At 71.4% G+C, this 13,876-nt stretch carries 16 protein-coding genes; 11 read left to right on the forward strand and 5 right to left on the reverse strand.

Annotated features, from left to right (window positions below; all coding sequences use genetic code 11):
- Positions 1 to 165 precede the first annotated feature (165 nt).
- The 7 genes from HJC40_RS23605 (at position 166) to HJC40_RS23635 (ending at position 5,156) form a co-directional block, all read left to right on the forward strand.
- Positions 166 to 1,149, forward strand: a complete 984-nt coding sequence (locus HJC40_RS23605) for a TerC family protein (RefSeq protein WP_250003572.1) — start codon at positions 166 to 168, stop codon at positions 1,147 to 1,149.
- Positions 1,150 to 1,540: 391 nt separating this feature from the next.
- Entirely contained in the window at positions 1,541 to 1,837 is a 297-nt protein-coding gene (locus tag HJC40_RS23610) for a class I SAM-dependent methyltransferase (RefSeq protein WP_250003573.1), read from the forward strand.
- Positions 1,838 to 1,876: 39 nt separating this feature from the next.
- Positions 1,877 to 2,425, forward strand: coding sequence for a hypothetical protein (locus HJC40_RS23615; RefSeq protein WP_250003574.1), 549 nt, complete (start codon positions 1,877 to 1,879; stop codon positions 2,423 to 2,425).
- Positions 2,426 to 2,433: 8 nt separating this feature from the next.
- Positions 2,434 to 2,964: an alpha/beta hydrolase gene (locus tag HJC40_RS23620; protein ID WP_250003575.1), complete on the forward strand. Its 531-nt coding sequence runs from the start codon at positions 2,434 to 2,436 to the stop codon at positions 2,962 to 2,964.
- 70 nt (positions 2,965 to 3,034) lie between these two features.
- Positions 3,035 to 3,388 (forward strand): DUF6204 family protein, encoded by a 354-nt coding sequence (locus HJC40_RS23625; protein ID WP_250003576.1) that lies wholly within the window; start codon positions 3,035 to 3,037, stop codon positions 3,386 to 3,388.
- 110 nt (positions 3,389 to 3,498) lie between these two features.
- Positions 3,499 to 3,855, forward strand: coding sequence for a YciI family protein (locus HJC40_RS23630; protein WP_308200935.1), 357 nt, complete (start codon positions 3,499 to 3,501; stop codon positions 3,853 to 3,855).
- Positions 3,856 to 3,911: 56 nt separating this feature from the next.
- Positions 3,912 to 5,156: an RNA polymerase sigma factor gene (locus tag HJC40_RS23635; RefSeq protein ID WP_250003881.1), complete on the forward strand. Its 1,245-nt coding sequence runs from the start codon at positions 3,912 to 3,914 to the stop codon at positions 5,154 to 5,156.
- Here the strand turns inward: HJC40_RS23635 and HJC40_RS23640 are convergent.
- The gene (locus HJC40_RS23640; RefSeq protein WP_250003577.1) at positions 5,135 to 5,632 is read right to left on the reverse strand and encodes an Lrp/AsnC family transcriptional regulator; all 498 of its coding nucleotides are present in this window, start codon (positions 5,630 to 5,632) and stop codon (positions 5,135 to 5,137) included. The genes HJC40_RS23635 and HJC40_RS23640 overlap by 22 nt on opposite strands.
- A gap of 64 nt (positions 5,633 to 5,696) precedes the next feature.
- Between HJC40_RS23640 and HJC40_RS23645 the strand changes: the two genes are divergently transcribed.
- Together HJC40_RS23645 and HJC40_RS23650 are read left to right on the forward strand one after the other, a co-directional pair.
- Positions 5,697 to 6,569, forward strand: coding sequence for a DMT family transporter (locus tag HJC40_RS23645; protein WP_250003578.1), 873 nt, complete (start codon positions 5,697 to 5,699; stop codon positions 6,567 to 6,569).
- A gap of 97 nt (positions 6,570 to 6,666) precedes the next feature.
- A complete protein-coding gene (locus tag HJC40_RS23650; protein WP_250003579.1) occupies positions 6,667 to 7,257 on the forward strand; it encodes a histidine phosphatase family protein in 591 nt (196 codons plus the stop codon).
- 36 nt (positions 7,258 to 7,293) lie between these two features.
- Here HJC40_RS23650 and HJC40_RS23655 read toward each other — a convergent pair whose 3' ends face one another.
- The 4 genes from HJC40_RS23655 to HJC40_RS23670 all read right to left on the reverse strand — a co-directional run bounded on the left by HJC40_RS23655 (position 7,294) and on the right by HJC40_RS23670 (position 11,373).
- A complete protein-coding gene (locus tag HJC40_RS23655) occupies positions 7,294 to 7,842 on the reverse strand; it encodes a DUF6653 family protein (protein ID WP_250003580.1) in 549 nt (182 codons plus the stop codon).
- 65 nt (positions 7,843 to 7,907) lie between these two features.
- The gene (locus HJC40_RS23660) at positions 7,908 to 9,575 is read right to left on the reverse strand and encodes an alpha/beta-hydrolase family protein (protein ID WP_250003581.1); all 1,668 of its coding nucleotides are present in this window, start codon (positions 9,573 to 9,575) and stop codon (positions 7,908 to 7,910) included.
- Entirely contained in the window at positions 9,572 to 10,252 is a 681-nt protein-coding gene (locus tag HJC40_RS23665; RefSeq protein WP_250003582.1) for a hypothetical protein, read from the reverse strand. The genes HJC40_RS23660 and HJC40_RS23665 overlap by 4 nt, the downstream gene beginning before the upstream one ends.
- A gap of 5 nt (positions 10,253 to 10,257) precedes the next feature.
- Entirely contained in the window at positions 10,258 to 11,373 is a 1,116-nt protein-coding gene (locus HJC40_RS23670) for a serine hydrolase (protein ID WP_250003583.1), read from the reverse strand.
- A gap of 151 nt (positions 11,374 to 11,524) precedes the next feature.
- On the opposite strand from HJC40_RS23670, the gene HJC40_RS23675 reads away from it, so the two are divergent.
- Entirely contained in the window at positions 11,525 to 13,225 is a 1,701-nt protein-coding gene (locus tag HJC40_RS23675) for a histidine kinase (RefSeq protein ID WP_250003584.1), read from the forward strand.
- Positions 13,216 to 13,860, forward strand: a complete 645-nt coding sequence (locus tag HJC40_RS23680) for a response regulator transcription factor (RefSeq protein ID WP_250003585.1) — start codon at positions 13,216 to 13,218, stop codon at positions 13,858 to 13,860. The genes HJC40_RS23675 and HJC40_RS23680 overlap by 10 nt, the downstream gene beginning before the upstream one ends.
- Positions 13,861 to 13,876 lie beyond the last annotated feature (16 nt).

Here is a 13,876-nt window from a genome sequence, read left to right on the forward strand (position 1 = left end):
GGGGAGTACCCGACGATCCGCGCACCGCCGTCAGTACGGGCCGGCCTATCCGATCCCGGCGGTGCAGCCACTGATGCAGTGGCCCGGGGAGACCTTCGTCCAGCAGCGCCGACTTCGCCTCTGTCTCCGCAGGGTTCGGCCGGGACGAAAGGTCTTCCCTTCACCATGTCTGTGTCCTGGTGGATCTGGGCTTCACTCATGCTGGCGATCGCGGCGATGCTGGCCGTCGATCTGTTCCTGCACCGCGACAACCACGTCATCGGCTTCCGTGAGGCGGCGATCTGGTCCGGCGTCTGGATTGCCGCCGGACTGCTCTTCGGCGTCCTCCTGTGGGCCTGGCAGGGCGGTGACGTCGCCGGCACCTACTACGCCGGCTACCTGATCGAGAAGGCCCTGTCGATCGACAACGTCTTCGTCTTCGCGCTGATCTTCACCTACTTCGCCGTACCCCCTGCGTTCCAGCACAAGGTGCTGTTCTGGGGCGTGATCGGTGCCCTGGTCTTCCGGCTGGTGTTCATCTTCGTCGGCGCCGAGCTGCTCGAGACATTCTTCTGGACCGCGTACGTGTTCGGTGCATTCCTGATCTACACCGGCTACAAGATGGCGTTCCGCCACGACGAGCAGACCCCGCCGGACCGCAACCCTGTCGTCCGCCTGGTCCGCCGCATCATCCCCACCGACGCTCGGTACCACGGCGACAAGTTCTTCACCCGCGTCGACGGCAAACGCGTCGCCACCCTGCTGTTGGTCGTGCTCATCGCCGTCGAGGCCACTGACCTGATCTTCGCCATCGACAGTGTCGCCGCGGTTCTGGCCATCACCACCAGCACCTTCATCGTCTGGACGGCCAACGCGTTCGCCATCCTCGGACTGCGCAGCCTCTACTTCTGCCTCGCCGGACTGCTGCGCCGCTTCGTGCACCTGCACTACGGCCTGGCCGTCCTGCTCGCCTTCGCCGGCGTCAAACTCATCCTGTCCGAGACCCCGGTCGGCAAGCTGCCCATCCCGGTCACCCTCGGCGTCATCGTCGTCACGATCACCGTCTCGATCGTGTGGAGCCTGCGCAGCACCCGCGGCATCACCCCGGGACTCGGTGCGGGTGACGACGCCGGCTCCACCGCCGGCTCCCCGAACAGCACGGCCCATTGACCTGCCCGCGGCCCCAGCTGGAATAAGCACGGTGATGACGACGACCCGACTGCGGCTGCCTGCCGATCTGCCGACCTTCACCAATCTGCCGGGACGCCGGACACGGGCTTCATGCGTGCGCCAGTGGCGCCGCCGCATCAGTCGGTCGGTGTCGCGGTCGGACCTTCCATGTGCGTTCGAAGCTGGTAAGCCCCTTTCCTATCTTCCTAGGATGCCTTGCGCGCAGAGATCAGGAACACAAAGGAGAAGCGACCCTTCGGGCCGCTCCCACTCCGATCAAAAGCACTTGGCCGGGTGAGGGGAGCGGCGGCTTGTTGCCACCGGAGGTTCTCGACTATTACGAGCGCGGAGGCGAAAGAGACCGGCTGACGGCCGCGTCCGAGCTTCCCGGGTGGAGGCGGTCGTCGGTGATGCCCGTGACCTGCCGGCCGTCGACGCGAGCGCGGATGTGGTGCCAATGTTCGGTCCGCTGTATCACTTGCAGGACCGGGCCGACCGGGTGTCGGCCTGCCGGGAGGCCGCGCGGGTGGTGGGTCCGGTGTGGATGGCCCGCTCCGGGCTGGCGGATCCTCTCGAGGATCCGGCGCTGGTGCTGGATCTGCTGCGGGAGGTCGAGGACGAGCCGAGCTTGCTGGGGGCGAGCAGTCATCTGCTGACGGTGGCGGTGCGCGACGCGCCCGTGGGTTGATCGCCGGATTTGTCGGTTCGTTGTGGCAAACTGCCGCGCGTGGCTGACGAGAAGGGCGGGCCGGCGGCTCGCGCGTTGATCGCCGCCGAGGGTGGCGGCTGGTCCGGGCTGCTGTTCGACAACCCGGTGGTCGGGGTGGCTCCGGCGTTGACCTGGACGTCTTCGGTGCCGTTGGAGCCGGTGGAGGGTGAGCCGGCGGCGCTCGATCTGGAGTGGTTGCCGTGGGTGGTGGCCGATTGGCGGGCGATGACGGGGCTGGTGGTGTCGAGCGGTTCGTTCGCGGAGCCGGCTGAGGCTTCGGTGCGTTTCCGGGGCCATCATCGGTACGACCGGGTGGTGGCGCGGGTGGCCGAGCAGCGTGGTGAGCGGATCCGGGTGGTCGCGACGGTGTCCGGTGACATCGACGGTCTGGGGCCGGACGAGATCGTGGTCGACTCGTGGCTGGGCTTCGAGGGGATCACCGTGCAGTTGCGGGGTGTTTCGACCGCGGCCGCGGCGGTGGAGCGGCTGGCTGGTTTCACGGCGACGGCGGGGCTGGTGGAGGTTGACGATCCGCGGGGCATCGCGTTCCGGTTCCGGCCCGGTTAGCGTGAGGCATGGCCGACGCGGTGGTGATTCCTGGACGTACGTTCGGGCCGGGTGCTCCGTTGCCCATGTATGCCGGTGATGTGGCCGAGGATCGTGGCGCTGTGGTGCATCGGCATGAGTGGTCGGAGGAGCCACCGGGGCTGGAGGCGTCGCCCGGGGGTTGGGTGCGGGCGCAAATCGAGCCGGTGCTGGCGGGTTTGCCGGGGCAGCCGTTGCTGATCGGTAAGTCGTTGGGGTCTTTCGCGGCGGGGCTGGCCGTGGAGCGGAGTTTGCCGGCGGTGTGGTTGACGCCGGTGTTGACCGCGCCGGAGGTCGCGGCGGCGCTGGGCCGGGCGACGGCGCCGTTCCTGTTGGTGGGTGGCACGGCCGACAAGGTGTGGGACGGCGGGTTGGCCCGGCGGTTGTCGCCTTATGTGGTGGAGGTGCCGGCCGCGGATCATGGCATGTATGTGCCGGGGCCGTTGACGGATTCGATCGCGGTGCTGGCGCGGATCGTGGTGGCGGTGGAGGAGTTCCTCGACGAGGTCGGGTGGCCGTGAGTAATCCGGTTTCGTGGCGGTGCCGGCTCGGCTGATACTGGCCGCTGTTGTCGTCGGAGGGTGTGAAGTGATGGGCCGGACGGTGCGGGTGACCGTGCGTGGCAGTTTCGACGGGTTGAGCGCGGAGCAGGTGGGTGAGCTTCGGGCGGTGGCCGGGTCGCACGATTTCATGAATACGCGGTACACGTCGGAGGGTTATCTGGCGTACGACCTGCCGGCCCGGCCGTTTTTCACGTTCCGGTTCGCGGAGGAGGTCGACGGGGCCGAGGACGTGCCGAAGGCGGCGGTGCGGGCTCGGGCGAAGGCCGAGGCGTGGATGGCTGAGCGGGGTTATCCGGTGAAGAACGTGTCGGCGCAGGCGGTCGACATGGCTGAGGTGCCGCTGGGCAAGCGGGCCCGCCGGGAGGCGGAACGCAGGCTGTAGCGCGGTGTCCCGGGAGCCGGAAAATTTTCTGGGGTGCTGATGTCGATGGGCGGCGGTTCCGATCGTCGTGATGGTGGGCGGCGGGGTTGCCGCTCGGGCCACGAAGGAGGATGACCGTGAAGTACATGCTGCTCATCAATGCCGGTGCGATCACCGGGGAGGGTTCGGCCGCGGACTGCGACGTGCAGGACTGGGTGAACTTCGACAAGGCGGTGCAGGACGCGGGGATCTTCGTGTCCGGTGAGTCGCTGGCCGATCTGGTGACCGCGACGAGTGTGCGGGTGGCGGCCGACGGTTCGCGCACCGTGGTGGACGGCCCGTTCGCCGAGACCCGGGAGGTGCTCGGCGGTTTCTACGTCATCGACGTGCCCGACCTGGATGTGGCGCTGGACTGGGCGGCGCGGTGCCCGGGTGCTCGCGGCAGCGGTTCGGTGGTGGTGCGCCCGGTCGCCGATTTCGGGGCGTGACGGTGTCGTCGGCCGGCGGTTCGGAGCCGTCGGCCGCCGGCCCGCCTCCCGTACCGGTGGAGACGGTGGCGGGGGCGGTGGAGTCGGTGTTCCGGGAGGAGCACGGGCGGTTGCTGGCGGCACTCGTACGGCGTTTCGGGGATCTGGATCTGGCCGAGGAGGTCACCTCGGCGGCGCTCGAGGCGGCGCTGGTGCATTGGCCGGTGCAGGGGGTGCCGCGCAGCCCGGGGGCGTGGTTGATGGCGACCGCGCGGCGTAAGGCCGTGGACCGGTTGCGCCGGGATCAGGCGTACGCGGCGAAGCTGGCCCTGGTGCGGGTGGACATGGTCACGGAGGTGCCGGAGGCGGCCGAGTTCCCGGATGATCGTCTGCAGTTGTTCTTCACGTGTGCTCATCCGGCGTTGCCGGAGGAGGCGCGGGGCGCGTTGATGTTGCGGTGTCTGGCCGGCTTGAGCACGGCGGAGGTGGCGCGGGCCTATCTGGTGCCGGCGGCGGCGATGGCGCAGCGGATCGTGCGGGCGAAGCGGAAGATCCGGGAGGCGCGGATCCCGTTCCGGGTGCCGGGGGCCGACGAGTTGCCGGGGCGCCTGCCCGGGGTTCTGCAGGTGTTGTATTCGGTTTTCACCGAGGGTTATGTGGCGAGTTCCGGGCCGCTGTTGCAGCGGGTGGATCTGGCCGGTGAGGCGATCCGGTTGGTGCGGATCCTGCGGCGGCTGTTGCCGGCCGAGCGGGAGGTGACCGGTCTGCTGGCGTTGATGCTGCTGGTGCATGCCCGGCGGGCGGCGCGGACGGGGCCGGGTGGTGCGGTGGTGTTGCTGGAGGATCAGGATCGGGCGTTGTGGGACGGGCCGATGATCGCGGAGGGTTTGGCGCTGGTGCGGGTGGCGTTGACCGGCGGGCCGGCCGGGCCGTACGCGGTGCAGGCGGCGATCGCGGCTCTGCACGACGAGGCGGCGTCGGTGTCGACGACGGATTGGCCGCAGGTGGTGGCGTTGTACGACGTGTTGCTGGCGTTGGACCCGTCGCCGGTGGTGGCGTTGAACCGGGCGGTCGCGGTGGCGATGCGCGACGGTCCGGCGGCGGGGCTGGCCGCGGTGGATGCGGTGGGTGGTGCGGGGCGGTTACGGGATTACGCGCCTTTTCACCTGGCCCGGGCTGATTTGTTGCAGCGGCTCGGCCGGTTGGTGGAGGCCGTCGAGGCGTACCGGAGGGCTTTAGATCTGGCCGGCACCGATCCGGAACGGGACCATCTGCGCCGGCGCCTGGAGGGGGTGGGCGCTCAGGTCGGTCGGTTGTCCTGAGCGGGGGTGCGGGGCGCGACGGGGGTGGCCACGACGAACGAGCTGTGGGTCTGGCCGTGGATGAGGAACTGGTCGAGGACCGTTTCGAGGTCTTCGATGGTGGCGACGTGCACTTTGAGCAGGAAGCAGTCCTCGCCGGAGATGCGGTGGCATTCGCTGATCTGGGGGGTGCGCCGGGCCAGGTCGGCGATCTTGGGGAGCTGGCCGGGGCCGGGCCGGATCCGTACCCAGGCGGCGACGGGCAGGCCGAGGGCGGCGGGGTCGACGTCGAGGCGGTAGCCGCGGATGACTCCGGCTTCTTCGAGCCGGGTGAGCCGTTCCCGGACGGCCGGTGCGGACATGCCGACCTGGCGGGCGAGTTCGGCCGCGGTGGCGCGGGGGTCGGCGCCGAGCGCGTCGAGCAGCCGTTTGTTGGTCGCGTCGAGCAGGTTTCCGGCGGGAAGGCCGGCTTGGCTTTTGCTTTCTCTGGTGGACATGTGGGGACCCCCGGGCCTTCGATCGTGCCTGGCCTTGCGGTGGTTCTGTTTCGAGAATAGAGGCATGGCGGCGACGCGGACGGTCGGGCAACGGGTGCCGCCGCAGGTGTACTTCGTGGTGAGTGCGGTTTTTCATTACCTGGGGCCGGCGCTGGCCGTGTTGTTGTTCGCGCGGGTCGACGTTCTGGGGGTGGCGTGGCTGCGGATCGCGACCGCCGCGGTGGTGTTCGTGGTGTGGCGCCGGCCGTGGCGGTTGTGGCGGCGCCTCGACCGGCCCACCCGGTGGCTGCTGATCGGGTGGGCGGCGGTGCTGGCCGTGATGAACACCGTGTTCTACCTGGCCATCGACCGGTTGCCGTTGGGCACGGTGGCCGCGATCGAGTTCCTGCCGGTCGTCGTGCTGGCCGCGGTGGCCGCGCGGACCCGCCGCAATCTGGCCGCGCTGGTCGCCGCGGTGGCCGGGGTGTATCTGCTGACCGATGTGCGGCTGGTCGCCGAGCCGCTGGGGATCGCTTTCGCCGTCGTCAACGCGGTGTTGTTCGCCCTGTACATCGTGCTCGGTCATCGGGTGGCGCGCAGCAGCGAGGTCGCGGGTATCGACGGTCTGGCTCTGTCGATGCTGATCGCCGCGGTGGTCGCTCTGCCGGTGGGGTTCGGGCCGGCGGCGCCGGCGTTCACCGACGGGGTGGCGTTGGCCGCGGCGGCCGGGGTGGGTGTCTGCTCGTCGGTCATCCCGTATGTCAGTGACCAGCTGGCCATGGCTCGGCTGCCCCGGGCGACGTACGCGTTGATGGTGTCGTTGTTGCCGGCCACCGCGACTGTGGTCGGCGTGGTCGTGCTCACCCAGATCCCCGGTGTCGCCGAGGTCGTCGGCGTGGTGCTGGTCGTCGCCGGGGTCGCCCTGCACCAGGAGGCCCCGTCCCGGCAGCCCGCTTGAGCCGGTTCTGCTGACGGCGTTCTCTCACGGTTTCGCGGATCACGCGTTCGCCGCTTCGTGGGTTGCTTGCCGCGACGGCGAACGCGAGCCTTTTAGGATGGCCGTGGAGGTGCCCGCGGTGCACACCGACGTTGTTCTGGTTCGTCATGCGGTGGCCGTGCCGTTCACAGCCGACGGTCCCGGCGAGCTGACCCGCCCGCTGACCGGCGACGGGCTCCGGCAGGCGCTCGAGCTGGTGGAGCCGCTGACCGCGTTGCGGCCGGTGGCTGTGTGGTCGAGCCCGTACCGGCGGGCGATCCAGACCGTCGAGCCCACGGCGCGGGCGCTCGGCCTCACCGTTCACACCCGGGTCGAGCTGCGGGAATGGGATGACGGGCTCCGCTACACCGACGACTGGGAGCCGCACTACGCCCGCAGCTGGGCCGATCCCTCGTACGCGAGACCGCCCGGGGAAAGCCTGGACCAGCTCAGCACCCGAGCCGTCGGTGTGGTGCGGGCCCTGGCTGGTGAGCATGCCGGTCGGGTGGTGGTCGCGGCCGGGCACGGCACGTTCATCGCGCGGGCGCTGTGCGGCTTCGGCGTGCCGGTGGACTGGGCCTTCAGCCGGCGGATGCCGATGCCGGCGATCTACCGGCTGCGTTTCGCCGGCCCGCGCGACGGCCCGGCGGTGACCGGCGACGGCCTCTGACCGCAGCCGGCGCCGGGGCCGTGGCCCGCCGGATGGTCAGTACTCCCACCGGGCGTACTCCGGGTTGCGGTGCTTCATGTCCTCGAACAGCAGCACCTGGCGGTCGATGTACCACGCCTTGGCGGTCAGCAGGATCACCAGGCCCCCGATGGTGTCCACCGGGTCGAGACGGATCAGGCCGTAGGTGAGCAGCGCGGCTCCGAGAAGCTGAATGGCGTAGGTGGGGGCCAGCGCCGCCGCGGTGAACTGCGCCGGGACCGGCACCTTGATGCGGTCGGCCCAGACCCGTTCGCCGAAGACGCCTTTGGAGGCCCAGTTCCGGGTGGAGCGGGGTTTCGGGAACAGCAGGGGGTTGACCACCATGAACACCAGGGACAGCACGATCGGTACGAGGCTCCACCAGCCGATCCAGTCGCGGCTCCAGATCGACAGGGCGAGCAGGGGCAGCACCGCGAAACGTGTCCAGACGCTGACCGGGTTGGCGCGCCGGGCCCAGCTCTCCCCTTCCAGTCCGAACATCTTGGCCACCCGCTGCTCGCTGGTGATCCTGGTCGTGGGGGGCGGCGCCGCCGCGGGAGTGTTCATGGGAAGCTCCTTGGTTCGCTCGTTCTACCGGTATGTTCTCGGGCCGGACGTACGTGACCGGCGGATCAGCTTCGGGAGTCCAGATGGGCGCGCAGGCGGACGGTGTCGGCGGTGGTCCAGCCGGGTGGGGCGGCCACCGCGGCCCAGCCGTCCACCGGGCCGGAACCGTAGACGTGACCGTGACCGGCCGGTACGCCGTTCGCGGCGAACTGGTCGACCAGCGTCTGCCAGAACGTGACACCCGGGTACCAGCGCATGTCGGGCGACACGTCGGGCCCGCGCGGGTGCTCGAGCCACACCGGCCGGCTGAGCAGCAGGCCGGGAGTCCACCAGACGATCGGGTCGGAGGCGTTCTGCAGGTAGACGACCCGCGGCCGGGGACCCTGGGTGGTGCGCAGGTCGGCCGGGTCGTGGGCGAACCGCACCGCCGGCCCGGTGGGGACGGGGTTCCAGACGGGGCTGCCCGCGGCCCGGGTGTCGGTGAGGTGCCGGTGGATCGGGTTCGCGAACGGCGGTCCGACCAGCAGCACACCGTCGGCGGCGCCGGTCAGGCCGGACAGACCCGCGAAGGCGCTCTCGGCGCCGTACGAGCCGAGGCTCTCGCCGGACAGCAGCAGTTGGGGCCGGGTCCGCGGGGGCATCGCCGCCCACCGTTCGCGGACCGCCCCGATCAGCTCGGTGGCGGTCTCGCGCACCTTCGAGCGGTCGGTCAGGAACGAGATCCAGCTCGGCAGGTACGAGTACTGCATGGACACCAGCGCCGTGTCACCGCCGTACATGTACTCCAGCGAGTCGGTGACGGCGCTGTCCACCCAGCCGGTGCCAGTCGGCACGATCACCGCGATCGCGGCGCGACTCCAGGCGCCGGTGCGGTCCATCTCGCGCACGAGAAGCTGGGCCCGTTCCCGCGCCGAGCCGGCCGATCGCAGCCCGGCGTAGAGGCGGATCGGTGCGGCCGCGGCGGTGCCGGTGAACGCGCTTAGGTCCTCGGCGGCGGGTCCGGTGCCGACGAAGGTGCGGCCTTGCCGGCCGAGCGTGTCCCACGGCGCCGCCGAGCCGGGACCGCCCGAGCGCAGCCCGGTCACCGGTCGCCGGGCGGCGGCGTCGGTGCCGCCGTCGGTGATCGAGGCGGTGCGGTCGGCCACGTCGAGCAGCCGTTCCTGTGCGAAGCCGTCGACGAAGCCGACGGCCAGCAGCGTGACGATGGCGAAACCCGTGCCGTACGCGACCGGCTTGGGCAGGAAGCGCCCGGCCTGCCGGGCGATCTGCCGGGTGGCCAGCCGCAACGACCGCCCGAGCAGGAGCAGCAGGACGAAGGTCAGGACGCTCACGCCGACGATCCGCAGGATGTCGTACGTGACCATCCGCTCCAGCCCGACCCGGGCCCGCAGTTCCTGTTGCCAGCCGGTGCCGAGCGCCAGGAACACCAGCCCCAGCACCGGACCGGCGACGAACACGACGCCCCAGCCGATCCGGGCGGCCCGCGGGTTGCCGTGCCGCCGGAACCGGCGCACGACCGCGCCGAGGGCCGCGCCGGTCGCGTACCCCATCGTCGCGGTCAGCCCGCTGACCACCCCCTGCAGCAGGACCGGGCGGGGGAGCAGCGACGGGGTCAGCGACGCGCAGAAGAACACGATCGCCAGGGCGCAACCGGCCAGTCCCAGCCGCGCGCGGACCACCCGCAGCCGCCGGTAGGGCGGGTGCGGGTTGCGCCGGTCGGCTGCCGGTGTCACGGTAGCGGGTCGATCTGGACGGCGCCGACGTCGGTCCGCACCTGGATCCGGTGGGCTGACGCCGGGTCCCGGTCGACCCGCACCCGCTCGGCGCCGGCCGGTGTGCGGACGTCGACGGCGTACGCGGTGGTCCCCGGCACCCGCAGGTCGACGGCGCCCATGCTGGTGGTGGTGTCGACGGCCGACGGCGCCTCGGCGAACTCCAGGGAGGTCGCCCCCAGTTCGGTTCTGACGGTCACCGCGTCGCTGGTCAGGGCCCGCCCTTCGACGGCGCCGGCCTCGGTGGTGACCGAGATCTTCCCGCCGACGCCGTCCATCGTCACCGCGCCGGCCTGGGCGGTGATGTCGACCGACACGGCCGCGGGCATGCGGATCCGGTAGCGGACGTCGCAGCGGGCGTCGTCGTCGCCGCAGCCCGACTCGGTGAGCCGCAACGTCGTGCCGTCGACCCGGTGCGCGGTCGTGGGCCTGCCCCGGGAGTAGTGGTGGTCCTCGGTGACGGTCACCGGGCCGTCACCGGTCACGATGTCGACGTTGGCGGCGCGGGCGCCGATCACCAGGGCGGTGACCGACTCGTCGATCCGGTATGCGATCGCGTCGCTGGTGGAGTCGCCGGAGCAGGCGGCGACGGGCAGCAGGAGAATGGCGGCTGTGGTTGCCGCGACACGTCGGGACATGGCGCTCACCTCTCGCAGAAGGAACGGTCGAGCAGGGCGTAGTAGGCCGCGTTCGCGGCGTCGCCCACCGTCTGCGGGTCCTCGTTCATCATCAGGACGGTCTCGTGCCGGGCGTCGGGGCTGATCCACGTGTAGACCACGTATCCGCCGACGTTGCCGCTGTGCCCCCAGGCGACCCCGCACGGCGTCCAGCGCTGCACCCCCAGACCGGACCGGCTGGGCAGGTCGCTGTCGGTGACCGCGATGGTGCGGCGCAGCTCGCGCATCATCGACGGGCCGAGCAGCCGCCCGGTGAACAACGCCCGGTAGAAGGTGGCCGAGTCGTCGGCGTTGGTGGTCAGGCCGCCGGCTGCCCACGCCCACGGGTACATGTAGGCGAGGTCCACCTCGGCCGGCGGGTCGCCCATGACGAAGTAGCCGTGCGCGTGTGGTCCCCAGATCGCGGTGGTCACCGGCAGGTCGGTGTGGCGCAGGCCCAGCGGCCGCAGGATGCGGTGGCGCAGCTCGCGGTCGAACGTGCGCCCGGTGACGGCCTCCACCACGTACGCGGCCAGGAAGTAGTTGGTGTCGGAGTAGTTGAAGGCCGATCCCGGTGCGAACAGCGGCTCGTGCTCGAAGGCGATGTCCAGCAGTTGCTGGGGTGTCCACACGTGACCGAGGTCGCCGGCCAGGTAGGGCGCGATCACCCGCGGGTCGGAGTTGAAGTCGAAGAGCCCGCTGTTCATCTGCAGCAGGTGCCGCACGGTGACCCCGCGGCCGTAGCCGTGCGGGATCACCCCGGGCAGCAGCCGGTCGACCGGGTCGTCCAGCCGCAGCCGTCCCTCCTCGGCCAGTTGCAGGACGACGGTCGCGGTGAAGCTCTTCATCTGGCTGGCCGCCCGGAACCGGTCGGTGGCGCGCATCGGGCGTTGCGTCGCGAGGTCGGCGTGGCCACTGCTGAGCCGGGCGGTCCGGGAACCGTGCCGGTCCAGCAGGACGGCGCCCGGGGCCCCGGCGGTCACCAGCGCGTCGAGCGCGGCCTGCAACCGGTGCGGGCGCGCCGGGGTCGCGTTTGCCGCTGTGGGTGCGGCCACGGCCAGGGCGATGCCGGCGGCGAGGATGCGAACTGCGGTTGCTGTCATGCGGTCCACGCTCGCAGCCGCCGACCGGCCCGGTAAGGCGGTGAACTGGCCGTTCCAGGGGGCGGTTTTCTGGTGTGGAGGGTATGGTGCCGCAGCTATGGAAGGTACGGCCCGGTCGGCGTAGCGTGAGCGGCGACTGCAGGGGGTGCCGATGCCGGCCCGTCCGTCTCCACTTCTGCTCCTCACGATCGGGACAGCGCTGCTGCTCGGTCTGGCCGGCGCCGTGTCGCTGAGCCTGGCCAACGGCCTGTCCCCGGTGAACGCGGCCATCCTGAGCTGGCTGACCGTGACGTACTCGGTCAGCGGACTCGTCGCGTGGTGGTGCCGGCCGGCCAACCGGCTCGGCCCGCTGCTGCTGCTCACCGGCGTGGGTGGCCTGGTGAGCGCGACCGGGCGGGCCGAGCAGGGCATCCTGCAGACCGTCGGCCAGGCCGCCGACCTGGTGCCGCTGGTGCTGATCGTGCACGTGTTCGTGAGCTTCCCGACCGGGCGGTTGCACGGCCGGGCCGAGAAACTCCTGATCGGCGTGGGCTACCTGGCCGCCGTCCCCGGTCAGCTCGTCGTCATGATGCTCGGCGGTCTCCCCCCACATTTGCTGACCGTCGTGGAAGCACCCGGCCCGGCCGTCGTGCTGCACAACGTGGTGCTGACCACCGTGAGCGCCGTCGCGCTGGGCGGCGTGGCCCTGCTGTTCACCCGGCGCCGCACCCACGGACGGCACCTGCGCCGGTCGCTGACCCTGCTGGTCGACTCGTTCGCGCTGGGCCTGGTGATGATCGCCGCGCTGATGGTCGTGGGCGCGTTCGGCGGCCCCGCCTTCCCGGCGGTCCAGCGGATCAGCCTCATCCTGCTGGGGGTCGCCCCGGTCGCCTTCCTGGCCGGCCTGCTGCAGGCCCGGCTCGCCCGCAGCTCCGTCGGTGACCTGGTCGTGGCGCTGCGCGGTGAGCCCGCGGACGTGCGGACCCCGCTGGCCCACGCTCTGCGGGACCCGTCCCTGGTGCTGCTGTACTGGCTACCGCGCTTCGGTGTGTGGGCCGGGCCCGACGGGCGTCCGGTGACGCTGCCCGACGACCCGGACAGGGTCAGCCTGATCGACGACGACGGCGAGCCGATGGCCGCCCTGATCCACGACCCCGCCCTGCGCGACGAGGCGGCCCTGCTCGACGCGGTACGCGCGGCGGCGTGCATCGCGCTGCGCAGCGGCCGGTTGCAGGCCCAGCTGCGAGCCAGCGTGGAAGAGTTGCGCGGCTCGCGGGCGCGGGTGCTGGAAGCCGGCCGGCGTGAGCGGCAGCGACTCGAACGGGACTTGCACGACGGCGCGCAGCAGCGGCTGGTCGCGCTGTCGCTCAACCTCGGCGTGCTGCAGACCCGGCTGGGCGACGACCCGGAGGCGGCGGCGCTGCTGATCGAGGCCCGCGGCGAGATCGCGGTCTCGCTGACCGAGCTGCGTGACCTCGCCCGCGGCCTGCACCCGGCGGTGGTCAGCGCGCACGGGCTCGCGGTGGCGCTGGAGTCGCTGGCCGCGCGGGCCCCGGTGCCGGTCCGGCTGTCCGTGGACCTGCCCGGGCGGGTCGACGAGGCGATCGAGGTCGCGGCGTACTACGTGGTGTGCGAAAGCCTGACCAACGTCGGCAAGCACGCGCGGGCCACGGCCGCCACGGTGGCGGTGTCGCAGCGCAACGGCACCATGGCCATCGAGGTGGTCGACGACGGGTGCGGCGGCGCGGACACCGAGCGGGGCACCGGCCTGCGCGGCCTGGCCGACCGGGTCGAGGCCCTCGGCGGATGCCTGCGATTGTGGACACCGGCCGGCGGCGGCACCGAGCTGCGGGCGGAGTTGCCGTGCGGGTAGCCATCGCCGAGGACAGTGTCCTGCTCCGGGAGGGCATCGCGCGGCTGCTCACCGACGCCGGGTTCGACGTCGTGGCCCGGTGCGGCGACGCCGTCCAACTGCGCTCCGAACTACGCGTCCGCGTCCCCGACGTGGTCATCGTGGACATCCGGCTGCCGCCCACGCACACCGACGAGGGCCTGCGCGCGGCCATCGAACTGCGGGCCGAGCATCCCGGGCTGGCCGTTGTCGTGCTGTCCCAGTACGTCGAGGTGGGGCTGGCCATGAAACTGCTGGCCGACTCGGCCGACCGGGTGGGCTACCTGCTCAAGGACCGGATCAGCGACGTGCCCGACTTCATCGCGGCGGTGCGCCGCGTCGCGGCCGGTGGCTCGGCGATCGACCCCACCATCGTCTCGACGCTGCTCGGCCGGCGCCGTCACGACGACCCGCTCGCCCGGCTCACCCCACGCGAACGCGAGGTGCTCGAGCTGATGGCCGCGGGCACCTCCAACCAGGGCATCGCGGACCGCCTGGTGATCACCCTGCGGGCGGTGGAGAAATACGTGTCCAGCATCTTCGGCAAACTGGGCCTGCCCGCCACCGGCAGCGAAAGCCGCCGCGTCCTGGCCGTCTTGTTATTCCTGCGCACCTAGGGCTTATCTGGTGGGG

This window comes from Actinoplanes sp. M2I2 (assembly GCF_023544445.1).
In the GTDB taxonomy this organism is placed as follows: domain Bacteria; phylum Actinomycetota; class Actinomycetes; order Mycobacteriales; family Micromonosporaceae; genus Actinoplanes.